Below are 23,068 nucleotides of genomic sequence, written 5' to 3' on the forward strand. Positions count from 1 at the left end.
CTCCATCAGACCTGCTTTCAACAATAGGTCATGCGCTTCAATTCCTTTTAACGGGACTTTAGCCATTTTTTAGGGATCGAATCCCCGCTACTTGATAGCGGGGTCCATACGAAGCTTCGCATGGATACCTCGGTCGATGCCGCGGTAATTCGTGCCATTCTATTTTCTCAAGTCATCGATTTAAAGCGGCCCTCTGATAAATATAACGGTGCGCTTCTATGATCTTTAATCTATTGCATTCCTTTACTGAAAAATGGCTAAAGTCCAGTTTTAACGGACCAGAGAATATCTATATAAGCATTTGATCATTGTTTTGATATTATACACCTATTCGCTGATAAAATCCTATTATATAACCTCTTATATAACTTCAACTCGACGTAAGAGTTACGCTGAGGTTATTATATAAGAAATAGACAACGAAGCACAGAACACCAGGATTTCCCATCGCCATGGTAGAAAATTTAACAGAGCCTAGGTATACTTCTGTGCTGACTTTCGCAAACAGGAGAAAAACACATGGCACGCGGTATTAATAAAGTTATCCTGGTGGGGAACGTAGGTATTGACCCCGAGGTTCGCTATATGCCCAATGGCAATGCAGTCACCACCTTGTCTCTGGCTACCAGTGAAACATGGAAAGATAAGCAAACCGGTGAGCGGCAAGAGCGTACCGAATGGCATCGCGTTGTTTGTTTTAACCGTCTTGGAGAAATTGCCGGCGAATACATACGTAAAGGCTCAAAACTCTATATTGAAGGCAGCTTACGTACCCGAAAGTGGCAAGATCAGCAAGGGCAAGACAGGTATACCACTGAAATTATCGCATCCGATCTGCAAATGCTGGATACGAAAGGAGTCGGTTCTTCCAATACGTCCTATGAAGATATGCCATCATCTCCGCCAGAAGGTTCATCCCGACAACAACCCTCCAAAGCAGCGCAGGACGCTTTTGAAGAACTGGATGATGATATCCCATTCTAGAGGCTTTCAGCAGTAGAGGATGGCAAAAAACGTATTTTTACGGTCGCAAGATACGAACTCCATCCTCAGATCTTTACCAGCTCATAAGTGCAAACCACTAAGTCGAACTCAAATAATTCATGAGTAAATATCTGCGCCGGAAGATAAATTTAATTTTAGTCAATATTTTGATTCAATAAAAAACAGTCTGGTCTATAATTGAATTAATTGCTTCTTTTCAGAGACTGATCATGCGCAAATATAAGGATTTTGCGGAAAGCAAAGACTCTTCTGAACGAAAAAACGCCGTATATCTTTTTTTAGAGCAAATGGAGAAAAGATATAATTTATATGATCAGCGCAGGGAAAAGTTAGAAGAAAAAGAGGAAGCCGAACTCTCAGATAAGGAAAAATGGCAACTTGAGCATAGCGAAGATAAAAAGGATTGTTTGGCGGAAATGCATAATGCCGTGATTGAGGCATTCGAAAACAAAGATATGGATTTCGGGATAAAGAAAATAAAAAAGATAAAGCAAGATAATCCAGACGCTTTTAAATCATTTAATATGTTCAGCAAAAGTCATTTGCAGGACTTTTATGCCGAATGCAAAAATATTCTCAAAACGGCAAAAGAAATCTTCAAAGCAGCAGAAGAACAGAGCAAACAAATATTCTTACCGCCTTTACCCGAAAAGCTGGAAACATCTTATCATCTGGATAATGATTCAGAATTCGGGTTTTCAGATTCAGAAGATGACAACAGATCCTCATTCGGAATGTAAAACAACCCTAATATTTTTTTGGGTCAAGTCCAAAAAGTGCTGTAAATTCCCATTAATTCAGCCTATCAAGTTAGTACGTTATTTAGTCAAAGCATTCATCCCTACAACATTAGACTTTCCGGCTTCATTCTCAGCCAGCCAGTCATTAAATTCGTCCATATTAAGATAACGCCTTGATTGCCACTGCTCGTTTTGTTCAGCTAATAAAGCGCCAATCAGCCGCCATGCAGAATCATCATTAGGAAATATCCTTATCACTCGTTCTCGGCGCCTGATTTCCTCGTTAATTCGCTCTTGCATGTTGGTGGTGCGAAGTCGCTTCCTGTATTTCTCCGGCAACGCCATAACTACCATGGCATCGTCAAAAGCCTCCTCAAGGCAGGTAACTGATTTTGGTGCTTTTTTCTCAAAGGCATCAATAAAATCATCGCGTCTACGCCTGGCTTCTTCCATATCAGGTGCCTGAAAAACAAGCTTTGCCTTTTCAGCAACATCTTTGCGGTGTCTGACAGAGCAGTGCCCGAGGATGTTGCGCATCAAGTGAACTTGGCATCGTTGCCAGGTTGCACCTTGAAAGTGCTTTCTAGCCGCTTCCACAAGCCCTGCATGCTGGTCTGACACAACATACATCACGCCTTTTAGCCCACGAGATTTTAGCCATTTAAACGCTTCATCCCATGTAGCATAGCTCTCAGTGTCACCAATGCGAAGGCCCAGTATTTCACGGTAGCCATCACTTCTGATACCCGAGATGGTCAAGGCTGCTCGAGACACGACTCTGTCACCATCACGACACTTGATAAACATCGCATCAACCATGATAAATGGGTAGTTGTCACCATCAAACCGACGCTCGTTGAAGGCTCTGACTCTTGCATCAAGACCAGAACACAGTTGACTGACGGTTGACTTTGAAAAACTAGCACCGCAAAGTTCTTCAGTAATGTTATTAACTTTTCTGGTTGATACGCCATTAACAACCATTTCCATCAGAGCCAATACAAAAGCCTGCTCACTGCGTTGATAGCGCTTAAAAATATCGGTAGAAAAAGAGCCATCACGTGTCTGCGGCACTTGAAGAGTGACTGGTCCCACACGAGTGTATAGTTGTCTTGGACGGTAACCGTTACGATAGCCTATACGTTCACCTGAACGTTCATGCTTGTCTGCTCCCAGACTTTCTGACACCTGTGCCTCCAATACCTGATTCAATACACCTTCAACAAGCTTTGCGAGCCCATCCTGGCTTGATAAAAGTTCTGGAAGCAATTCCTTTCCAACTGTAATATTGTAATCCGTCATCGCTAATCTCCTTCGATAGTTATTGTTTTTCGCAACTCAATAGTACCGAATTTTAGCGATGACTCCACTCCTAAAAAGTCAACCTGAATTTACAGCAGTTTACGGACATAACCTTTTTTTGTAACCCCCCTTTCGGGATTTTTGTACTATATTGTTACTGAGTTGTATTTAAACAAGGAACTTTTTTCAGGAGGAAAAAATGAAAAAACTAATATTAATGACTATGGCTGTAAGCACTCTATCAGTGGGACTTATAGGCTGCGGAACGCGTGATGACGTTGGCGCAACCGCTGGGGGAGCTGTGGGTGCCGGTGTAGGGCTGGCTGCGACAGGTGGTACGCCGGTGGGTGCGGTTGTTGGCGCAGGGGTTGGTGGGCTCGTTGGTAAAGAAGCCACGGACCGCGACATCGTTGTTTACCGTAAAAAAGGCGTTGTCTATCATAACGGAAAAGCATATCACATTAAAAATGGCAGGTATGTTCTTGTCCGTTAAATAAGCTTTCTGCCTTCATTCTTCCATATGAAGGCGGTTTTTTGCCTTTCTCTGTTCAAACAATTCAAATAAAGCTCATAAAATGGTCAACTCTTGGCGGTATGTCTACAATTAAAAAAAGCCATTCAACTTATTGAATTAAATCATGCTGCCGCTGGAAAAAACACTGGAACAGGAAGTATTAAAAAGCGAACGATTAAGAGCAAATATTTTAATTCTTGTTTTTGCCCTTTTTACTTTGGTCTGGACATTGTTTATTGTTGTCTCACGGGAAAATTTTCATCAATTCATGGGCGAGGAAGCTTCTGTTTTTCTTTTGCCCGGTTATTTCGCACTTATTACGCTTTATTTCCTTTTCATGCGATTACTTGTTCAACGCTATATCGAGCACAAAACAAATCTGCCGATATTTGTTCGCTATCTGAATGCTTTTGTCGAAGTAAGCATTCCAACCTTAGCCATCATTGTCATCGCTCAACGCACACCGGCTTATGTGTTGTTAATGCCGCCTATTTTGGCATATTATCTTTTTATTGCTCTTTCCTCACTAACTTTAAATGAATGGCTGTGCCGGTTTTCTGGTTTTGTAGCCGCCATAGAATATGCAGCAGTTTCATATTATTTTTTAAATTATACGAATATTTCTGTTATTGATCCTTTTTTAACCGGATGGTATGGTTTCGCTGCCCGCACTCTAATTTTACTGATAGGTGGCTTCATTACCGCTTTTATCACCAAAGAAATCAAGAAACGGCTTACCACAGCGTTTAATGCCCAGAAAGAACGTGAACGCATTGAAAGTATTTTTGGCCAGCATGTTTCACCTGAGGTGGCCTCCAAACTGTTATCGCAGGATGCGAATGCGAGTGAATATATCCCTGTATGCGTGATGTTTTTAGATATAAGAAATTTCACTCATTTCTCTGAAGAAAACAAACCCGCAGTAGTGGTGAAGCTTCTTAACCATCTTTTTGATTACATGATTGAAATCATCCACGAGCATAAGGGCATTATCAATAAATTTCTTGGCGATGGGTTTATGGCAGTCTTTGGAGTTCCCGTTTCAAACCAAAATGATGTGGCTAATGCCGTAACTGCCGCGTTAACCATTATTGAGCGTACGCAGGAAGAAATAAAAAAAGGCAGCCTTCCGGATATACGATTAGGAATTGGCATCCATTTTGGTCATGCGATAACAGGCAATATTGGCACCAAACGACGTCTCGAATACACGGTGATAGGTGATGTGGTCAATTCAACAGCGCACCTGGAGCAATTAAATAAAGTCTACCATACGCAGGTCCTCATTTCAGAAGAAGCCGCAAAAAAACTACCCAATATTCAAGGTAAATTTATAGGTAGCGTTAACCTGAAACATCGAGATGAACCCATTAAAATATACCGTCTGGTTTAAACGTGAGAAAGACAAGAAAGAGTTCATAATGCATATCTTATTAAACTCATGTTATCAAAAACTCGTTGTTGGTTAAGAATAACCTCAGGACTATTCTCTTGTGCTCCTCTTTTTCCCTTGAAATTTTTTGTCGAGAAACAGCGCGATATCCTGGCGAATCGGTGCCCAAGAGAATATTGAATGGGCCATTACAATTTGCAATTGGAGTGCATCAGCCAGGATGATTCTACAATGTGCACGCCTGCTATTTTTTCTTCAGCTTTATATCGGCTGTAACCAAATTGGATGGCTTTTTGATGAGAAAAGAACGGTAAATGGCCGGTTATCATCAATTGATCACTGAGAAACATGCTACAGGTAAAGGGTAAAAGCTCAGCCACGCTTTTAATGTTTTTATACAATGAATGCCCGTTAACGTAGCCATGATCCATTCCTAAAAACACCAGATAGGGTTCGTTATCATGCTCTTGTTCGATAATACGAGCAGCCTGGCCATTAAAACTTTTCAGACGAACCCTATCATCATGGTGGAAATGCGCTTGAAATGTTCTTGTGGTCGTCAGGATACTGGCGTATGAATCCAGAGCCACAATGCGGATACCTGCTTTTTTTGCAGCCTTAACAATATCTGTATAGCCTGAAAAACCGCAGCCACTTGCCTTGTCTTTGAAATTCAGGTAACAGGCTAACTCTGGAGGAAGCTCATCATGTTCGCTGCAAAAATATTCATCCAGTAAAAGCTGATGACGCTCATAAAAGAGAAACTCAAAAAAAAGTGTCTTTATGCCCAGCTCTTTAAAATAATCCAGATTTTCCTTAATAAAGCGCTTGGGGAATTGATGATGATGAATTTCATTAATAAAAATGCCCTGATGCTGATTTCCCTGTTTTCTTAATTCATACAAGGACTGTTTGATTTTTGCTTTCCGTTCAGATATCGATAAATAACCATGGTCCTTTTGACTAAATTGCCATTTTTCAGGCAGGTATTCTTTCTTAGATAATTCCGTGTAGATATCACAGCTGTGGTGAATGTCTGAAAGGTATTTTTCGAAGGATTTATTATGCCAAAGACGATAACGATGCCCTCCCCACGCCTCACAAAATGGAAATTGGGTAAAATGTTCCTGCAACTTATCTTCATATTCGGCATAAAGGATCATGGCATCGATTTCATCCGGCTCATGATCCAAATGGATCTGGCGGTTTTCATCGTCAAAATAAATGCGGATGGAGTCCAAAGAAAATCCTTTTTTCAGCAAAGCTGCAATCCATCTCTGATAGCATTGCTTAATGGAAGAATAATCGGTTTTATCAATAGAGTCAGTATGAATGCCTTTTAAAATACATTTGCTCATAAAAATGCCTCTTTTTTCATCTTAAAGGGGCGCTTGGTATGACTGGCTCATGTTACGCGATGGTATTTTTTAACGCAGTTAACAGTATATGAGCATTTGAAATGCCAAAATGCGTTTAAAGATACAAAAAACGAAGGGGCGTTACATGAGTTACTGAGGAAGAAGCCTGAACACCGTGTTGGGATTGTGAAATCTTCTCGCGCCAAATTCAAACATCACAAGCCAACCTGAAAACAGTGTTCAGGCGGCGCATGAGCATGATTTGCATAAAGAATTTCACAGTCATAAATTGAAGCAGGATAAAACAATAAATCATTTTTAACACAATGAGCAATTATCTGTCAAACCCAAAGGCTGTGGCACAGGCAGAATCATGATTTGATTATATTTTGCCTTATTTGTGTCTTTTTTCAGGCAAGCCTACGCGGAAATGACAAATTTTAATCCTTTTATGAAAAAACCTGAAAACATGCTTTTCAACTGATTTGTTTTTGGAGGTTGGCTTTCTTCGGCAATTCACGAATAAGCTGGCTATGCACATGTGAAGGAATTTCTGCTAAAATCCTTGCACATTTTTTAGCTACTGGAAGAAAAAGCAATGGACTACCATTATTTTAAAGACAAACTGAACCGCTTTTATTACCGTTATGTGGGCCAGCAACGCCCGACTTTTTTCAGTATTGACGAGACTTTCCCTTCCCTGAATCTTATTACAGAACAATTTCCAGTTATTAAAAAAGAATTTGAACAGGTCCTGGCCAATACTCAGCAATTGCCGCGCTACCATGAGATTGATCCAGGCGAAGTGGATATATCCAATACAACTCCAAAAAACTGGAATGTGTTTATGCTCTATCTCTTGGGATATCAACTGGAGGAAGCCCATCGCTTTTGCCCGACCCTTTGTCATTTACTGGAAAACATTCCTCATTTAACCCAGGCTTTCTTTTCCATCCTGGAACCAGGAAAATCCATTCCCCTGCACGAGGGTCCCTATCTCGGCTATTTGCGTTATCATTTAGGCATTCATATCCCCAAAAATAATCCGCCGCAGATTATCGTCAATCAGCAGCCTTATACCTGGCATGAGGGAGAGGCCGTTTTATTTGATGACTCCTGGCCTCATGAGGTGAGAAATGACAGCGATGATTATCGTGCAGTACTCATCATCGATGTCCTGCGGCCCATGCCGTTTTGGCCAAAATTGCTAAACCGCTTTGTCACTAATGTCATTGCACGTTATTTTTACGGACGGAAAGTGATCAAACGAGTTTCTCAGTATGGCGGTGAAGTGAAGCCCTTGGCTCAATGACTTATGTTAGCAGCTTCGTCTTTTCTGCTAAAAATACGGCTGCAAGCGGGCGGCGTTTATTCAGAGCATGTTCTCCCAAATGCGGCTAATTGCGCCAAAATGGCTTTGAATTCGTTGAACAGAATAGCTATTCACCTCATTCAAAGCCATTTTGGCACTAATATCTTTTATATCGAACTTAGATTAATTACACACAAAATCATTAGGAAAAACCACCGAAACGCTGTTATAGGGTGCATTCAGCATAACACTGCCAGCTCTTAAGCTGCACTGCCCGATACCTGGAGCAAGTTGGTTTGCCGGTGTGGAGTACTGACTGGCGCTGATGGTATAAGGAGCGTCGACACACAGTAACTTATCAATGACTTGGGGGGCGCTGCCGCCTTTTAAGGTAATGGATTTGCTGAAGCCATAATCATTGGTCACATTGAATGCAACACTTTGATTGAATTCAACAGGAGGTGTAGATACCGCAAATTCAATGTAGCAGGAATCCTCTCCCTGGGCAAAAGCAGGTATAGCAGCCGTGATGCTCATTAAGGAAAATAAGCCAATAACAAGTTTTTGTTGCATGATATAAGTCCTATGTTGATTGATTCAAAATCAGGCTATCGATAAATTAAACAACTTTCAAGCCTTTCTTCTTTATTTTTTCGTTAAGTTTTTTATTGGGCGGCAAGGATTCTTTATTCGGGGATTCGTTTTTTTCCGGTATTGGCTGACATGCCCCTATCATCAATTCATTTTTCTTTAGTTCTGCCAGAAATTGTTTTAAAGTCTTTTCTTTTTTTACAAGCTCCTTGCCAACTTCTATCAACAGTTTTTGCTCCGCAAGCGTCATGGTCAGTTTACTGCTGATGCTCTGTGTTCGCGGATAATTTTCCAGATTGAAGTAAATAACGACCACATGACTTGCATCACGCATACACAATGTACGATAAGCAATGAGATTTAAATTGGATTTAAGATATTTACGGGTAGAATCAATGGTCATGGTAGCAGAACGTACTACCAATGACATGCCTTCTGGCGCCTCTCTTTTTTGGGAAAAAGGCTGCAACAAATCTTTACCCGAATCAATGACCATTAACAGTTTGATCCTGGCCTTGTCCTGGGATAACAAATTTAAGGCGGTGAAAACGCCAAGATTATCAGCGATGCCCCCATCATATAATTGTAAATAACGTGAATTCGATGTAACTGTTTAAGGATTATCCTGCAAAGAGAAAATATATTGAAAACCCAGACCTTTTGTGATCTTATTTGTTTTTTCTAAGAACAGTAATAGGATACAAGAGGCCTGGAATGGATAAGTTAGTCGAATTATTCTGTATTGTCGATGATTTTTGTCAAAAGTTTTTACCAATCTTTGAGCAGCAACTTATAAATATTTCAGGCAAAGTCAGGAAGAAACCCTGTAGCCTGTCTATGTCCGAAATAATGACGATAGTGATACACTACCACCAATCCAATTATCGAAACTTCAAAAGCTATTATTCTTATGTTTTGCAGAAAGATTTACGTCCCTATTTCCCAAAACTGGTCAGCTATAGCAGAATGACTGAGCTGATGCCATCTTGTATAGTGCCATTAACGGCATTTTGCCACAATCAATCAAAGACTCTAACTGGCATTTATTTCGTAGACTCAACCCCTATTGAGGTCTGCCACGTTAAAAGAGCGCAACAGAATAAAACATTTAAGGGGTTAGCGGAGAAGTCCAAATCAACTATGGGATGGTATTTTGGTTTTAAACTTCATTTGGTGGCCAATGATAAAGGTGAGCTAATGGCTTTTAAAATAACCTCAAGCCGAACAGATGACCGAACGGTTGTGCCCGATTTAAGTAAAAATCTGTTGGGTAAAATGATTGGAGATAAGGGATATATTTCCCAAAATCTGACCGAGAAACTTGCTGAAAGAGGCTTGCAACTACTGACCAAAGTCAGAAAAAATATGAAGCAAAAAGTGCTCGATGCCTTTGACAAAGTCCTGTTGAGAAAAAGAGCCATTGTTGAATCTGTTATTGACCAATTAAAAAATATTTCAAATATCGAACACTCAAGGCATCGTTCTGTCTTTAATTTTATGGTCAATATCTTGGCTGGTTTGGCAGCTTATGCACTTAAGCCAAAGAAACCTTCCTTGAATATTGAAAAAACATTCATGGCTGTCGTTTGACCAGTTATATCGAATTCACGTTAAATAGCATTCCTTTCCGCATGCCTCGCTAATCAAAGTTGTAGAAGGCACGGCAAATGGCACACTCATGCTTGCCATTAATCCAACCGACACAGGCATTGAAAAAGCATAATCAGGGTTAGTTAAAGAGCCTCTGAATATATAATCTTGTTGTCTATGGTAAAAGCCTCGCACTCGATAAGTGGCCAATACATCAGGAGTAAAGGGGAAAATCGCTGCATTTTGATAAATGGTGCTGTTGGTCACCCAATAGGGTAGTTGCACTGCTCTGGCTGATTTCTGGGAAATGAAGATATCCTTTTCAGCCAAACCGCCTTCAGGAGTGTAAAGAAGCGTATCATTTAATATGCGCTCAATGGTCAGGCCTTGTTTATTACTGGTGTATAAATAATCCATTAAATCGACACGCAAAGGATTGGCTTTCTCCTTCTCAAGCCAAAACATGCTGTCGACCGCTTTTTGCAATGAAAATGGTGGATTTCGCTTTGACTGCAAATAATTATGCAGCTTTGTTAAATAAAAACCAACCGCTAATCCTCCCGCAGAGACGGTTGAAAAATAATCAACTTCCTGCAATAAATTTCCTTTTAAACCCTGGCCTTTAATTTTTTCAAGCCCAAGCAATACACCTAAGGCCAGATTGGCTGCGCGATATCCGCCACCGGAAATGGCAATTGCCACAGCCATATCATCACGTTGATGAGGTCTTGTCTGGACAGACTTATATCGTTCAAGTTTTACGTCTACTGATTTTTTAATTCCGGATAGAGGGTTTTGACCGGAGGATAAACTTTATCGGCCTGATTTTCTGCTTGCTGAATCTGTCGTGCAATAAATTTGGCGCATGAGCTCAATAGCAGTATGATTATAAAAGTACTTACGAAAAAATATGACCTCATCCCTGTCTGCATTATTAGGTAAAATGATCATCATCTTATAAATAACTTTCGAATTTGTCATCCTGAAAAGGAAAGCGAGGAAGCAGAAGACTGCTGCTTGTAATATTCCTGGACCTCATCAGGGCAGAACTGAAGTTTATCTCTTATCAAATCGGCCAGTTCATGGTCATTGAACAAAGTTTGCAACTCTTTTTCGCTCAAAGGAACAGGCTCTTCTTCATACTCTTTGCCAGCCACATTCATGCTTGAGAAAATTTTAGAAGCAACTCTCACTCCAGGGTGTTCAGAGTCGTGAGCATGTATGTATTGCAACAAATTAAGTTTCAATGTCTTATTTTCCATGACATTCTGCAAAATCACTGGCTCACAATACCGATAATCCATGGATTTATAATGCGTATGAGCGTAGCCGACTTGAATAAAGAGAGAATAATCATCTGCCAATGTCTCTGCCAATACCTCCAAAACAGAAGTATAGCCGATGACCTCCGGCTCAAAATGACCGCTGGCAAGATTAAAAAAGAGATTTTTTTGCTCTTTTAAATTTTCTTTTTTCTCTTGCGTTTTTAATACCGTTCCTGCAGCCAGCACAGCGGGAGTTTTCCCATCCTCTACAGCCAGAGCTTTTCTGGCCAGTCCTCCATGGGTTAATTTTACACCTTTCTGAAACTGAGGAGCAAACCAAATCTGGCCATCCAAAGTTACAATATAAAGATATAATACCTCTTCTTTAAGCTTATCGGGATCGTTTTCAAGAACAACGCCTTGATAATCACCATCTTCTGCTTTTGTAACAAATCGCTCAGTAAATCCTTCTTTCACCTCGAATGCCATGTAAGAATCCCTTAACTGCTGCGAAAAATCAGGTTCCTCTATCTTCTTTATTTCACTGAAAAATTGAAACAAAGAAGACAGGAATGTTTTTTTCTCGGTCTTATCTGATTCCAGTAATTTATGCATTTCATCGTTATTAATCATATAAAGCTCTATAATTATTCAATATACAAAATAAATTAACACTTTGAGCTTAAGAAAAGATTAAATGTTATTCATATTAATAAAAACAAGGACAATTTAATTGCCTGATTCTATTAAAATCCCACATTTTGAATGTGACTTACTTATAATTAAAAAAAGACTTTTTTAGATAGAGTGATGACATCGGATAATAATTATTTTGACCATGATGCCGATATCGGCATCATTGGGTATGGCGCATCGGTGGAAGAATGTTTTATAGATGCGGCAGAAGCCATGTTTGCATTGACCGCCGCTTTGTCGTCAGTGCATGGACATTCGTGTGTTGAACTGGAATTTAAGGAAAAAGATTTGGAATTGGCTTTTGTGACCTGGCTTAACTTGCTGGTGGCAAAATCACAAGCAGAAAATCTGGTATTTAGTCGTTTCGAACTGCAACGAGTAAATCACCTATGGAAAGGCAGGGCCTGGGGAGAGAGGTGGCGAGATGGCATCGCGCGAGGTATTGAGGTGAAAGGAGCAACGTTAACAATGTTATCGGTCAAACAGAAAAACAAACAATGGATTGCGCAATGCGTGGTGGATGTATAGGGCGGAAGCGAAAATGGAGATGATTTTAGCTTAAACATAGAGCCGGGAAATCTCATGACGACACGGCTTAAACAGGACAGAGCTATGGATATGACGACAGTAAAACAAATCGATGAATATCGCTGGGCACCGCTTGAAGCTTTGGATTCAGTGCGGATGTATGGCAGTAAAGTTTTAATTTCTGCCATGGATGAAAAAGTACGAGAACAAATCATTAACGTCTCACAACTCCCTGGGCTTGTGGGAGTTGCCATGACCATGCCTGATGCTCATTGGGGTTATGGCTTTCCCATTGGAGGCGTTGCCGCTTTTGATGCTGAACAAGGCGGTATTATTTCCGCAGGCGGAGTCGGTTTTGATATTTCATGTGGCATTCGTTGCCTGCGAACCAACCTCTTTAAAGAAGATATACTATCCAACCTCCAGCCTCTTGCTGAAGAATTATTTGCCACTGTCCCCTCTGGCGTGGGTTCGCAAAGAAAGCTACATCTAACCGTCTCCCAATTGGATGAAGTCATGCGAGGCGGTGCTGAATGGGCTATAGATAAAGGTTATGGCGATAAGGAAGACTTGCCCTATATTGAGGAAAAAGGTTGCATGCAAGGAGCACACCCTGAGTATGTTTCAGATTTAGCCAAAAAACGCCAGTTAAAAGAAATGGGTACCTTGGGTTCTGGAAATCATTATCTGGAAATCCAACTGGTCAAAACCATTTATCAGAAAGACATTGCCAAAATGTTCGGGCTTGCGGAAAATCAAATCCTTGTTTCAATCCATTGTGGTTCTCGTGGTCTAGGCCATCAAATAGGAACGGATTATTTGTTATCTTTGGCCAAGGCAGCCAAACAACTGGGAATTCATTTACCTGATCGTGAACTCGCCTGTGCTCCCATACTTTCAAAGGAAGGAGAGCGATATCTGGGAGCAATGTCTGCCGGCATTAATTGTGCACTTGCCAACCGACAAATCATTAGCCATTTAACCCGCCAGGCTTTCGCAAGACTCATCCCCGAGACGCAGATTGAAACCTTGTTTGACGTATCGCATAACACCTGTAAACGGGAAAAACATCAAATCCATGGGCAAGAAAAAGAGATTTATATTCATCGTAAAGGAGCAACACGAGCATTTGGACCGGAACATCCCGCCTTACCAAAACGTTATAAAAAAGCCGGTCAGCCGGTATGTATTGGTGGAAGCATGGGAACAGGATCCTATATTTTAGCCGGCAATTCTCCAGAGTTAAATCATGCCTTTGCCTCAGCCTGTCATGGTGCAGGTCGACAGATGAGCCGAAGGCAGGCTCTAAAAAAATGGCGCGGTAAGGAACTGATTCATGAACTCGAAAATCAGGGAATTTATATTTGCAGCCATTCCATGCGTGGAGTTGCAGAAGAGGCTCCGGGAGCGTATAAAGATATTGAAGAAGTTGTCAGAGCAACTGAGCTGGCTGGTCTTGCTCAGAGAGTTGCTTTTCTCAAACCATTAGCATGTATCAAAGGTTAAGGAAATTAAGATGAAATTAAAAGGATCATGCCACTGTCAGGCCGTACGGTTTGAATGTGAGAGTCACTCTCCTTATCCATTTATGCGCTGTTATTGTTCCATTTGTCGTAAAACCGCAGGTGGAGGAGGTTATGCCATCAATATCATGGCCGTTGCTGACAGCTTAAAGGTGAAAGGCAAGAAATTTGTCTCCATCTATCAGGCTATCCTTAGAGAAGAAGGAAAAACCAAAATAAGCTCGGGAGAGCGGCATTTTTGCCGAAACTGTGCAAGTTGCCTCTGGGTTTTTGATCCCGAATGGCCAGAATTGATTCACCCTTTTGCTTCTGCCATTGATACAGCGCTGCCCAAACCGCCTGAAAAAATTCATATGATGTTGGATTCCGCCGCCAATTGGTGTGAAATACCAGAAGGAAAACATGATATTCATTACGCCGAATATCCCCCCATGTCCATTGAAGACTGGCACAGGCAGCATGGATTATGGATAGACCAAACCTCCTAACAAAGTTATCCACAGGGCATATGGACAAAATTTTAAAGAGCATTTAAATTCGCGAAAAACCTTGTCATTACTAAGATCTACGAATTTTTCAAGAGCAAAGCCGCAAAATAAAAAAGCACGTTAAGTCAATTTATCCATATTCAGATTTCGTCTTTATTTTTTTATCAAAAAGGTGAAAAAAATACCCTCATCCCTGACATCAGCTATATTTAGATTAGTACTTAATCATCAGGAAAAAGGAGGTAATCAATCAAAAAAACCGCCAATCGGATGGTTTACATGGAGGATAAGACAATGAAACCTTTTTTATTAACCACCATCGCTTTTTCCTGCTTATTGTTCAGCTTGAACATTTCAGCGGCGGATAAAGTTGTAATAACTGGAGAGCCGGTTGTGGTTCATGAAATACAGGGTGTATATGTTCCCACCACCACGGTTGTTAACACACGTGATTATTACTATTTAACCATAAGCGGAACGAACCGAGTATGCTACGATGAAACAAACCCGGCTCTGGTTGATGTAAACGTGGGGGAGTATCGAGTACGCTTGGGGGATCATGTGGTAACCTTGCATTGTTATGAATATAGCCCCCAGTATTTTATTGTGGAGTAAATTCTGACACTCTTAGAGCCTGTTAAATTCTTTTACCAAGATTAGAGATTTTAAACAGACTCTAAAACATCAACAGCAGATTATTTCGCTGCTGTTGATGAGCGAAAAATGTTTATCCGCCGTCCTTTTGATAAATCCATATAGCCTCCATTGACAATTTCGGATAATATCTTTCGTTCAATGATTCGGTCTTATCACTCATCTTATCAAAAACATCAGGAGAAATGATGCAAAGGATTTTAGCGCTATTCATGTTGTTATGGTTGTCCATAGCGACAGCTGACGTATTTACCCCTGCTGAAATCCGTCAATTGAAATTGAATTTTCTTGCCAACATAAAGGATAGTGGCGCCATCGTTGCATCGCCTTCGAAGCAGAATCCGGATTATTATTATGACTGGATACGTGACTCCGCCATTGCCATGGACCTGGTTGAAAGCTGGTATGAAGTCTCACATCATACTGAGGATAAAAACAGACTGCTTAATTATGTTCAATGGGTGGAAAAAACACAACGGCAAACAGATACACTTCCAGGTCAGGATATTCTGGGTGAGCCCAAATTTTATTTGGATGGACGACCCTACGATGGCCCCTGGGGAAGACCGCAAAACGATGGGGCAGCACTTCGAGCCCTCACACTGATTCGTTTTGCCAAAGAACTGTTGAAAGAAAAACAAATCGATTATGTGAAAGAACATTTATACTCTGCCAGTCTTGAGCCAGTATCCATGGGCGTGATTAAAAAAGACCTTGAATACACAGCCCATCATTGGCAAGAGGAGAATTTTGATCTCTGGGAAGAAGTTTATGGCCATCATTTTTTTACAGCAATGATACAAAGAAAAGCGCTCCTTGAAGGAGCAAAGCTTGCCAGGCAGTTAAACGACATCCCAGCCGCTGAGTATTATGAATTCCAGTCTGGATGGCTTGAAAAAAGACTGATGCAACACTTAGACGAAACCAAAGGCATCATTCAAGCAACCCTTCCTCCTCATCCTGGCCCGCAAAAAACGCTTGAACTGGATTCTGCAGTACTCTTGGCCGTATTGATGGGTTCTACCGAAGATAGCGTGTTTACTCCTGGCAATACTTACATTAAAAACACCGTGGCCGCTTTGAAAGAGCAATTTCAGATGCTCTTTCCCATCAATCAGCAACATCAAGGCGCTTTGCTCTTTGGCCGTTATCCTGGGGATACTTATGATGGCTATCACAATGATGGCCTCGGCAATCCCTGGTTTCTTCTGACTGCAGCAATGGCAGAGTATTATTATACCCTTGCCAACAGCTTACCCCTAACAGCAAAACATCAGGCTCTAATAGAAAACTATATACAGGAAGGTGATGAATATTTATCTCTTATCAAGCGTTATGCTCCAAACATGAACATCGCCGAGCAAATCAATCTTTTTACCGGTCTACCGCAAGGAGCTCACTCCTTGACCTGGAGTTATGTCTCGGTGTTTCGCGCTTTACTGGCCAGAGAGGCATCGAGCAAAAGTCGAGAAAAGATGCTGAATTAATCCAGTTTTTTAAGCCAGAACACCAGAGGCTTTGCGCTCATCTCTTTCTCTCCGATTTCTCGCCATTGATAATAAGCACGTAACTCGGGATGTTTTTGATAGCCGAAATATTGCCATACCTGATCTAAAGGAACATATCCTTCAGGCTGTCGCGGGTCATCTTCCGCACGTTCGACCGCGCAAAATGCCGCTATTCGGCTTCCATATTCCCTGGCGGCCTCTTCACGTTTCTGAAAAAAACGACGATAGATATTTTGGCCACGATAAGCCGGTAATAAAACCGACTCGCCAAAATAAAAAATATCTTTGATGTTCATCCCATGTGCAATAAAGGGAGCCTGGCATTCTTCCGTTTCAAATTCTAATGGAATAGCCGTAGATGCCCCTACAACCTGTTGGTTATGTCCGTAAACTGCTGTAAATTCAGGTTGACTTTTTAGGAGTGGAGTCATCGCTAAAATTCGGTACTATTGAGTTGTGAAAAACAATAACTATCGAAGGAGATTAGCGATGACGGATTACAATATTACAGTTGGAAAGGAATTGCTTCCAGAACTTTTATCAAGCCAGGATGGGCTCGCAAAGCTTGTTGAAGGTGTATTGAATCAGGTATTGGAGGCACAGGTGTCAGAAAGTCTGGGAGCAGACAAGCATGAACGTTCAGGTGAACGTATAGGCTATCGTAACGGTTACCGTCCAAGACAACTATACACTCGTGTGGGACCAGTCACTCTTCAAGTGCCGCAGACACGTGATGGCTCTTTTTCTACCGATATTTTTAAGCGCTATCAACGCAGTGAGCAGGCTTTTGTATTGGCTCTGATGGAAATGGTTGTTAATGGCGTATCAACCAGAAAAGTTAATAACATTACTGAAGAACTTTGCGGTGCTAGTTTTTCAAAGTCAACCGTCAGTCAACTGTGTTCTGGTCTTGATGCAAGAGTCAGAGCCTTCAACGAGCGTCGGTTTGATGGTGACAACTACCCATTTATCATGGTTGATGCGATGTTTATCAAGTGTCGTGATGGTGACAGAGTCGTGTCTCGAGCAGCCTTGACCATCTCGGGTATCAGAAGTGATGGCTACCGTGAAATACTGGGCCTTCGCATTGGTGACACTGAGAGCTATGCTACATGGGATGAAGCGTTTAAATGGCTAAAATCTCGTGGGCTAAAAGGCGTGATGTATGTTGTGTCAGACCAGCATGCAGGGCTTGTGGAAGCGGCTAGAAAGCACTTTCAAGGTGCAACCTGGCAACGATGCCAAGTTCACTTGATGCGCAACATCCTCGGGCACTGCTCTGTCAGACACCGCAAAGATGTTGCTGAAAAGGCAAAGCTTGTTTTTCAGGCACCTGATATGGAAGAAGCCAGGCGTAGACGCGATGATTTTATTGATGCCTTTGAGAAAAAAGCACCAAAATCAGTTACCTGCCTTGAGGAGGCTTTTGACGATGCCATGGTAGTTATGGCGTTGCCGGAGAAATACAGGAAGCGACTTCGCACCACCAACATGCAAGAGCGAATTAACGAGGAAATCAGGCGCCGAGAACGAGTGATAAGGATATTTCCTAATGATGATTCTGCATGGCGGCTGATTGGCGCTTTATTAGCTGAACAAAACGAGCAGTGGCAATCAAGGCGTTATCTTAATATGGACGAATTTAATGACTGGCTGGCTGAGAATGAAGCCGGAAAGTCTAATGTTGTAGGGATGAATGCTTTGACTAAATAACGTACTAACTTGATAGGCTGAATTAATGGGAATTTACAGCACTTTTTGGACTTGACCAACCTGTTTTTGATCCAATACCAATACCATAATGCTTTCAGGACAGGTCACATAGGTTTGTAAATAGTTTTGTTCATAGTGAACATCACCTTCATACAGGTATGGATATTCTTTGAAAACTTTGATACGTAATGTTGCCAGATCGGAAATATAAGGAAGTATATCTTTCCCTTTTAATCGGATAATTTGCAGAGGTTTGCTCATGACAGTTCCTGTGCGTTTTTTATTTTTTAAATACGAATGAATAAAGGTAGCAGAGCTTACCATCAGAGTGCATACCAAAGCGGCACCATCGATCAAGCGGTTTTCATTGTACCCTGAAGATGAAAAACCATATTATCTCATGAAATACCTATGTTTACCCTTAAATTTATGAGAAATCATAACTTATTCTAAGGATAAGAAAATTAAAGCTAAAATGGCAAAAAACATACCAACAATTTGTTTAGGTGTGATGCTTTGTTTAAGAAAAATGACCGATAAAAAAAGGGTAATCAAAGGGTACATGGAAGTGATTAATATGACGGGCATGGCTGGACCATTTCGTAGAGCAATAATAAAAAAAAGACAACCTAATCCATTTGCCAGTCCATTTAAAAGCCCGTATACACTCCCTTTAATACAAAATTCCGGTTTAAAATCTAAAAGAAATAATGCTACAGCGCCAGCTAATAAAACACCAAGACTTGAATAAAAAGCGATGGAGAGTGGCTGGATGATATGACTGGCTCTTGCTCCCCAATATCCCCAAAAACCATATAGAAAAAGTGATAGAATCGATGAAAAATACCAAGGGCTTACTGTCATGATGCCTTCTCAATGCTTGGGTAAGGCATTATACTGTATTTCAGTCTGGTTGCAAAAATGATGACGGCAGCCGATAAAAGATAAGTGCAGAGAATCTAACCATTTCTATATTTTTCCACAAAAAGCCAAGATAAATTCAAAGCTTATTTTGCCGGGAAAATCAGGGATATGTACCGGCCTTAAACCTGTAATGCTACGCTGTTATCCGAGCTATCATCTTCATCATAACTCCAGTCATCGAAGAGATCACCTATGGAAAATGCTATAACGCATGCATCATATCTAGCACGTAATATAGAATATCCCTCTTCAAATAACCCATAATTTATTGCAATATATGTGTCACTGTCCAGATTAAATTCACCCCATTTAATGGGAAAAATCCTGGAGCTCAGCTCTTCCAAAGGGTTATGCAAACTTGTTGCCACACGATTATAATCTTCTAATCCATACTCATCATTATGAGATAAAAGATATTGTATCATGCACTTAGTTTTTAATTGCAGGATGTTTGTTTTTAATACACAAATATCTTTCATGACATCCTTTTCATCTTTTTTGAAAAAATTCTCAGAAAGCTCGTCCATTTTATTGTTTAGCTCTTCCATTTCATTCAATAGACGGATATTTTTTTCGTCATTGAGTATTTCAGCATAAGAATTTTGGATGTGTTTTATATCTGAATTAAATTCCGTGGAAACCTTGTTATAAATACGCCTATCATTCGATGATTTTTTAAAAAAACGATTTGTTCGTGTCATAATCACTCCCGAAATTATATAAACAAATGGTAAGGCATTTATATTAAAACTGAATGAAATTTAGGTCGCATTTGCGACAGTTACGCTCAGGTTAAGTATGAATGTTGAGCTAATGCACAATAATTTCTATCAAATTGATTAATTCCCAGCAAATAACTATATTTAGTCCAGAGAGAGAATAGGGAGATACAAAATGAGAATTTACGATAGGCCTTTTTGAACGACGGACGCCAAGGCGATAAAAATCACTGAATAGCCCTATCAATTATTATCTTTTCTTGAAAGTACAACTAATTTAAAAAAACAGTTAGAACTTGAGGTAAGGAACGCACTATGTCAAGCCAATTACTTCTTATGCCATCAAAACATGTCTGAAATAATTACATATTTCCAACAGCTTCCTTTATACATTAGTGTGAGTGTATTTTTCGGACTCACCATTGTTATTTGGATAGCTGGGACTTTCTTAGTTTATTTAGTTGATGCCATTGCAGATAAAACCAAAATTGCTAAGGCCTTTTTAGGATTTGTCCTTTTAGCGGTCATTACAGAATTACCTGAAGTTGTCACCACAATGACAGCTGCTGCATCAAACAATGCTCAATTAGCACTTAATAATATGTTTGGTGGCATCAGCTTGCAAATGACGCTTTTAGTTCTTGCAGATATTTTAATTGCTCAAAAGACACTTACTTCCTTTCCTCGCAAGCCGACACCAGTAATTGAAGGTTTATTTCTAATTATCAGTAAGCGCTTAATTAACCTCACCTAGCAAAGTTCCTTCCCAACCTTGATACTCCGTTTATTTTTAACAACGGAGAAAATCAGCATGACAGACAATCCGAAAAGATCACGACGCGAATTTTGGCAATCTCATAATGACTCATGGGAAGTCAGTGGTTTAACCCAAGCTGTTTACTGTGAACAGCAAGGCATAAGTCATTCAGCGTTTTGTTATTGGCGAGGACGTCTTCGTCCTAAAGCTTCAAAAGCGCAGAGAACATCCCCTCATTTTCTAGCGGTTAAGTCAGCTGTTGAACCTACTTCGGCAAACACGCCCTATGAGCCGGCCATTCAGTTAATGTTGCCAAATGGTGTACGCCTTGGAATCAGCGGTCAGACCGACAAAGTCATTTTACGTGAAGTTTTAACGTTTGCAGGGGCGTTATAATGTTGCGCTTACCGGAAACGACAGCGATTTATGTTGCAACAACACCTGTTGATTTCAGAAAAGCCATTAATGGCTTGGCTGCCATGGTGATTGAGGAATTTGAATCGCCGGCGAACGATGGTTCTGTTTACGTTTTTTATAATCGTAGCCGTGACAGGGTTAAGTGTTTGTTTTGGGATAAGAATGGTTTTGTGCTTTATCACAAGCGCTTAGAGCGTGGAAAATTTAAGATGGAGAAGACGTCAACCCAGCTTGAAGCCATTACTCACCAACAGTTGGACTGGTTGTTGGCGGGGCTTGAATTTAAGTTGATGTCTGAATTTCCCATGCTTGATTTCAAGCATTATTTTTAAGTTAACTTCATGATTTTATTAAATTAAACCGTTACATTGCATGCTTATTTTGGTATAATAGTGCCCATTAAAACAACACAAATAATACCAACGATGAAACAACAATCTGACTTAACAGTAGAGCAATTACGCGAAGAAAATGCGCGTTTGTTGGCATTGTTGGCTCAGCAGGAAAGCACTATCGAAACGCTTCGCCACCAGCTGCACTTATTCCGTAATGCACGCTTTGGCCGCAAAAGCGAAAAAGGTGTCGTGCCGGAACAAATGGCATTGCAATTTGACGAAGCAGAGCCATCCAGTGAACAGGATGAATCGACTGTTGAGCCTTCTCAAACTGAAACCATTACCTATACCCGTGCTAAAAAAGGCACAGGCCGCAAAGCACTGCCCAAGTCATTACCCTATGTTGAGCAGATTCATGACTTAAGCGATGAAGAAAAACATTGCGACTGTGGTTGTGAGTTAACTCATATTGGTGACGACATCTCAGAACAACTGGATGTTGTACCGCAAATGACCTTCCGTGTGGTTCATGTTCGTAAAAAATACGCTTGCAAGACATGTGAAGAAACCATTCAAACGGCCAAACTGCCGAAACAACCTATTCCACAAAGCATTGCATCGTCTGGTTTACTGGCAGCAGTGATTGATGCCAAGTTTAACCGCCACATGCCGCTTTATCGCCAGGAGGCGATGTTTAAAGAAGCGGGCATTCCCGTTACCAGAGCAACGCTTTGCAACTGGGTGGTAAAAGCCGCTGATTTATTAACGCCGCTGGTTAAACTCATGGTTGCGGCCATTCACGATTATGACATCGCTTATGCGGATGAAACACCCGTGCAGGTGCTCAAGCAGAAAAACAAACCGCCAACATCAAAATCCTATATGTGGCTATTCATTGGCGGTCCACCGGATAAACGCTGTTATGTTTATCAGTACCATCCGTCACGCACTCACCAGATACCGGCTGATTTCTTTTCCGACTTCAGCGGCTACCTGCATGCTGACTGTTATGGTGGTTATGTCGCTTTAGACAAAGAAGACCATGTTACCCATGTTGCCTGTATGGCGCACGCCAGAAGGTATTTTGTCGATGTGGTCAAACTTGCCGGCAAGAAAAAAGGCATTGCCCATAAAGTCTTGACCTATTTTACCGAGCTTTATCAGCTGGAAGCTTCCCTCAAAGAGGCAAAGGCTGCACCAGACGATATTTATCAGGCAAGACAAAAAGAGGCCAAACCTATTCTTGATGAACTCAAAGACTTTGTTGAAGATAAAAAAATCAATATCCCACCGAAAAGCCCATTGGGCAAAGCCGTTCATTACCTGTTGACGCACTGGGTTGCGCTCAAACGATACCTTGACGATGGCCGTCTCGAAATAGATAACAACCGAACAGAGCGCTCCATTAAACCTTTCGTCATCGGACGAAAAAACTGGCTCTTTCATGGCAACGAAACGGGCGCCAAAGCAGGTGCTATCCTCTATTCCCTCATCGAAACCTGTAAGCAACACCAGGTTGATGCTTTCGCATGGTTGAAATACGCACTGACCAACATCCAATATGCTGAAACCATCGAACAGCTCGAAGCTTTGCTGCCCTTTCATGTAAACCCTTCCGAACTTGAAAACATGCGCAGCTTACCTGCTTTGGAAATGCCTGAGAAGAGTGGGGTTAATTAAGCGTTTACAATTATCATGCTTACAATTTTACTAGTCTTTTATTTTATAGGTGATTT

The 23,068-nt window shown here is 41.0% G+C and carries 26 protein-coding genes; 16 read left to right on the forward strand and 10 right to left on the reverse strand.

What is annotated here, in order from left to right; translation table 11 throughout:
* Nucleotides 1-519 precede the first annotated feature (519 nt).
* Entirely contained in the window at nucleotides 520-984 is a 465-nt protein-coding gene (ssb, locus tag E4T55_RS06410) for a single-stranded DNA-binding protein (protein ID WP_058500527.1), read from the forward strand.
* Nucleotides 985-1,292: 308 nt separating this feature from the next.
* The gene (locus E4T55_RS06415; protein WP_135121916.1) at nucleotides 1,293-1,745 is read left to right on the forward strand and encodes a hypothetical protein; all 453 of its coding nucleotides are present in this window, start codon (nucleotides 1,293-1,295) and stop codon (nucleotides 1,743-1,745) included.
* 78 nt (nucleotides 1,746-1,823) lie between these two features.
* Here E4T55_RS06415 and E4T55_RS06420 read toward each other — a convergent pair whose 3' ends face one another.
* Nucleotides 1,824-3,047 carry an IS256 family transposase gene (locus E4T55_RS06420; RefSeq protein ID WP_115325208.1) on the reverse strand — a complete coding sequence of 408 codons (1,224 nt, stop codon included), beginning with the start codon at nucleotides 3,045-3,047 and terminating at the stop codon, nucleotides 1,824-1,826.
* A gap of 199 nt (nucleotides 3,048-3,246) precedes the next feature.
* Between E4T55_RS06420 and E4T55_RS06425 the strand changes: the two genes are divergently transcribed.
* Both E4T55_RS06425 and E4T55_RS06430 read left to right on the forward strand, forming a co-directional pair.
* Nucleotides 3,247-3,540, forward strand: a complete 294-nt coding sequence (locus E4T55_RS06425) for a hypothetical protein (protein ID WP_058501792.1) — start codon at nucleotides 3,247-3,249, stop codon at nucleotides 3,538-3,540.
* 145 nt (nucleotides 3,541-3,685) lie between these two features.
* On the forward strand, nucleotides 3,686-4,954 hold the full coding sequence (locus E4T55_RS06430; RefSeq protein WP_223168345.1) for an adenylate/guanylate cyclase domain-containing protein: 1,269 nt from the start codon (nucleotides 3,686-3,688) through the stop codon (nucleotides 4,952-4,954).
* Nucleotides 4,955-5,142: 188 nt separating this feature from the next.
* Here the strand turns inward: E4T55_RS06430 and E4T55_RS06435 are convergent, their stop codons facing one another.
* On the reverse strand, nucleotides 5,143-6,312 hold the full coding sequence (locus tag E4T55_RS06435; protein WP_058501791.1) for a TraB/GumN family protein: 1,170 nt from the start codon (nucleotides 6,310-6,312) through the stop codon (nucleotides 5,143-5,145).
* A 598-nt stretch (nucleotides 6,313-6,910) separates the two neighbouring features.
* Between E4T55_RS06435 and E4T55_RS06440 the strand changes: the two genes are divergently transcribed.
* Nucleotides 6,911-7,624, forward strand: a complete 714-nt coding sequence (locus E4T55_RS06440) for an aspartyl/asparaginyl beta-hydroxylase domain-containing protein (RefSeq protein ID WP_058501790.1) — start codon at nucleotides 6,911-6,913, stop codon at nucleotides 7,622-7,624.
* A gap of 183 nt (nucleotides 7,625-7,807) precedes the next feature.
* On the opposite strand, the gene E4T55_RS06445 is transcribed toward E4T55_RS06440, so the two are convergent.
* Both E4T55_RS06445 and E4T55_RS06450 read right to left on the reverse strand, forming a co-directional pair.
* Nucleotides 7,808-8,197, reverse strand: coding sequence for a hypothetical protein (locus E4T55_RS06445; RefSeq protein WP_058501789.1), 390 nt, complete (start codon nucleotides 8,195-8,197; stop codon nucleotides 7,808-7,810).
* Between the two features lie 46 nt (nucleotides 8,198-8,243).
* Nucleotides 8,244-8,711: a hypothetical protein gene (locus tag E4T55_RS06450; protein ID WP_058501788.1), complete on the reverse strand. Its 468-nt coding sequence runs from the start codon at nucleotides 8,709-8,711 to the stop codon at nucleotides 8,244-8,246.
* 218 nt (nucleotides 8,712-8,929) lie between these two features.
* Here E4T55_RS06450 and E4T55_RS06455 point away from each other — a divergent pair, with 218 nt between their 5' ends.
* Nucleotides 8,930-9,805, forward strand: a complete 876-nt coding sequence (locus tag E4T55_RS06455; protein ID WP_115325251.1) for an IS982 family transposase — start codon at nucleotides 8,930-8,932, stop codon at nucleotides 9,803-9,805.
* Nucleotides 9,806-9,820: 15 nt separating this feature from the next.
* Here E4T55_RS06455 and E4T55_RS06460 read toward each other — a convergent pair whose 3' ends face one another.
* Nucleotides 9,821-10,513: a hypothetical protein gene (locus tag E4T55_RS06460; protein ID WP_058501661.1), complete on the reverse strand. Its 693-nt coding sequence runs from the start codon at nucleotides 10,511-10,513 to the stop codon at nucleotides 9,821-9,823.
* 269 nt (nucleotides 10,514-10,782) lie between these two features.
* Entirely contained in the window at nucleotides 10,783-11,703 is a 921-nt protein-coding gene (locus E4T55_RS06465; protein ID WP_058501660.1) for a hypothetical protein, read from the reverse strand.
* A 177-nt stretch (nucleotides 11,704-11,880) separates the two neighbouring features.
* Here E4T55_RS06465 and E4T55_RS06470 point away from each other — a divergent pair, with 177 nt between their 5' ends.
* From E4T55_RS06470 to E4T55_RS06490, 5 genes are all read left to right on the forward strand, one after another.
* Nucleotides 11,881-12,294 carry an archease gene (locus tag E4T55_RS06470; protein WP_058501659.1) on the forward strand — a complete coding sequence of 138 codons (414 nt, stop codon included), beginning with the start codon at nucleotides 11,881-11,883 and terminating at the stop codon, nucleotides 12,292-12,294.
* A gap of 84 nt (nucleotides 12,295-12,378) precedes the next feature.
* Nucleotides 12,379-13,800, forward strand: coding sequence for an RtcB family protein (locus tag E4T55_RS06475; RefSeq protein ID WP_058501658.1), 1,422 nt, complete (start codon nucleotides 12,379-12,381; stop codon nucleotides 13,798-13,800).
* A 10-nt stretch (nucleotides 13,801-13,810) separates the two neighbouring features.
* Entirely contained in the window at nucleotides 13,811-14,305 is a 495-nt protein-coding gene (locus tag E4T55_RS06480) for a GFA family protein (RefSeq protein ID WP_172461014.1), read from the forward strand.
* A gap of 294 nt (nucleotides 14,306-14,599) precedes the next feature.
* Nucleotides 14,600-14,920 (forward strand): hypothetical protein, encoded by a 321-nt coding sequence (locus E4T55_RS06485; RefSeq protein WP_131780776.1) that lies wholly within the window; start codon nucleotides 14,600-14,602, stop codon nucleotides 14,918-14,920.
* 251 nt (nucleotides 14,921-15,171) lie between these two features.
* Nucleotides 15,172-16,446 carry a glycoside hydrolase family 15 protein gene (locus E4T55_RS06490; protein WP_058501655.1) on the forward strand — a complete coding sequence of 425 codons (1,275 nt, stop codon included), beginning with the start codon at nucleotides 15,172-15,174 and terminating at the stop codon, nucleotides 16,444-16,446.
* Here the strand turns inward: E4T55_RS06490 and E4T55_RS06495 are convergent.
* Complete coding sequence (locus tag E4T55_RS06495; RefSeq protein WP_058501654.1) at nucleotides 16,443-16,898, reverse strand: hypothetical protein; 456 nt, start codon at nucleotides 16,896-16,898, stop codon at nucleotides 16,443-16,445. The two genes, E4T55_RS06490 and E4T55_RS06495, sit on opposite strands and share 4 nt — an antisense overlap.
* Nucleotides 16,899-16,956: 58 nt before the next feature.
* Here E4T55_RS06495 and E4T55_RS06500 point away from each other — a divergent pair, with 58 nt between their 5' ends.
* Nucleotides 16,957-18,180, forward strand: coding sequence for an IS256 family transposase (locus E4T55_RS06500; RefSeq protein WP_115325208.1), 1,224 nt, complete (start codon nucleotides 16,957-16,959; stop codon nucleotides 18,178-18,180).
* Nucleotides 18,181-18,213: 33 nt separating this feature from the next.
* Here the strand turns inward: E4T55_RS06500 and E4T55_RS06505 are convergent, their stop codons facing one another.
* The 3 genes from E4T55_RS06505 to E4T55_RS06515 form a co-directional block, all read right to left on the reverse strand.
* The gene (locus tag E4T55_RS06505) at nucleotides 18,214-18,441 is read right to left on the reverse strand and encodes a hypothetical protein (RefSeq protein ID WP_131780794.1); all 228 of its coding nucleotides are present in this window, start codon (nucleotides 18,439-18,441) and stop codon (nucleotides 18,214-18,216) included.
* Between the two features lie 183 nt (nucleotides 18,442-18,624).
* Nucleotides 18,625-19,044: an EamA family transporter gene (locus E4T55_RS06510; protein WP_058502416.1), complete on the reverse strand. Its 420-nt coding sequence runs from the start codon at nucleotides 19,042-19,044 to the stop codon at nucleotides 18,625-18,627.
* A gap of 179 nt (nucleotides 19,045-19,223) precedes the next feature.
* Nucleotides 19,224-19,805, reverse strand: coding sequence for a hypothetical protein (locus tag E4T55_RS06515; RefSeq protein WP_058502415.1), 582 nt, complete (start codon nucleotides 19,803-19,805; stop codon nucleotides 19,224-19,226).
* Nucleotides 19,806-20,172: 367 nt separating this feature from the next.
* Between E4T55_RS06515 and E4T55_RS06520 the strand changes: the two genes are divergently transcribed.
* From E4T55_RS06520 to tnpC, 4 genes are all read left to right on the forward strand, one after another.
* Nucleotides 20,173-20,577 (forward strand): hypothetical protein, encoded by a 405-nt coding sequence (locus tag E4T55_RS06520; RefSeq protein WP_058502414.1) that lies wholly within the window; start codon nucleotides 20,173-20,175, stop codon nucleotides 20,575-20,577.
* A 57-nt stretch (nucleotides 20,578-20,634) separates the two neighbouring features.
* Nucleotides 20,635-20,976: an IS66 family insertion sequence element accessory protein TnpA gene (gene tnpA, locus E4T55_RS06525; protein WP_058501899.1), complete on the forward strand. Its 342-nt coding sequence runs from the start codon at nucleotides 20,635-20,637 to the stop codon at nucleotides 20,974-20,976.
* A complete protein-coding gene (tnpB, locus tag E4T55_RS06530) occupies nucleotides 20,976-21,329 on the forward strand; it encodes an IS66 family insertion sequence element accessory protein TnpB (protein WP_058501898.1) in 354 nt (117 codons plus the stop codon). Before tnpA ends, tnpB begins: the two co-directional genes overlap by 1 nt.
* Nucleotides 21,330-21,422: 93 nt before the next feature.
* Nucleotides 21,423-23,012, forward strand: coding sequence for an IS66 family transposase (gene tnpC / locus E4T55_RS06535; protein ID WP_058501897.1), 1,590 nt, complete (start codon nucleotides 21,423-21,425; stop codon nucleotides 23,010-23,012).
* Nucleotides 23,013-23,068 lie beyond the last annotated feature (56 nt).

The organism is Legionella israelensis (assembly GCF_004571175.1).
Taxonomy (GTDB): domain Bacteria; phylum Pseudomonadota; class Gammaproteobacteria; order Legionellales; family Legionellaceae; genus Legionella_D; species Legionella_D israelensis.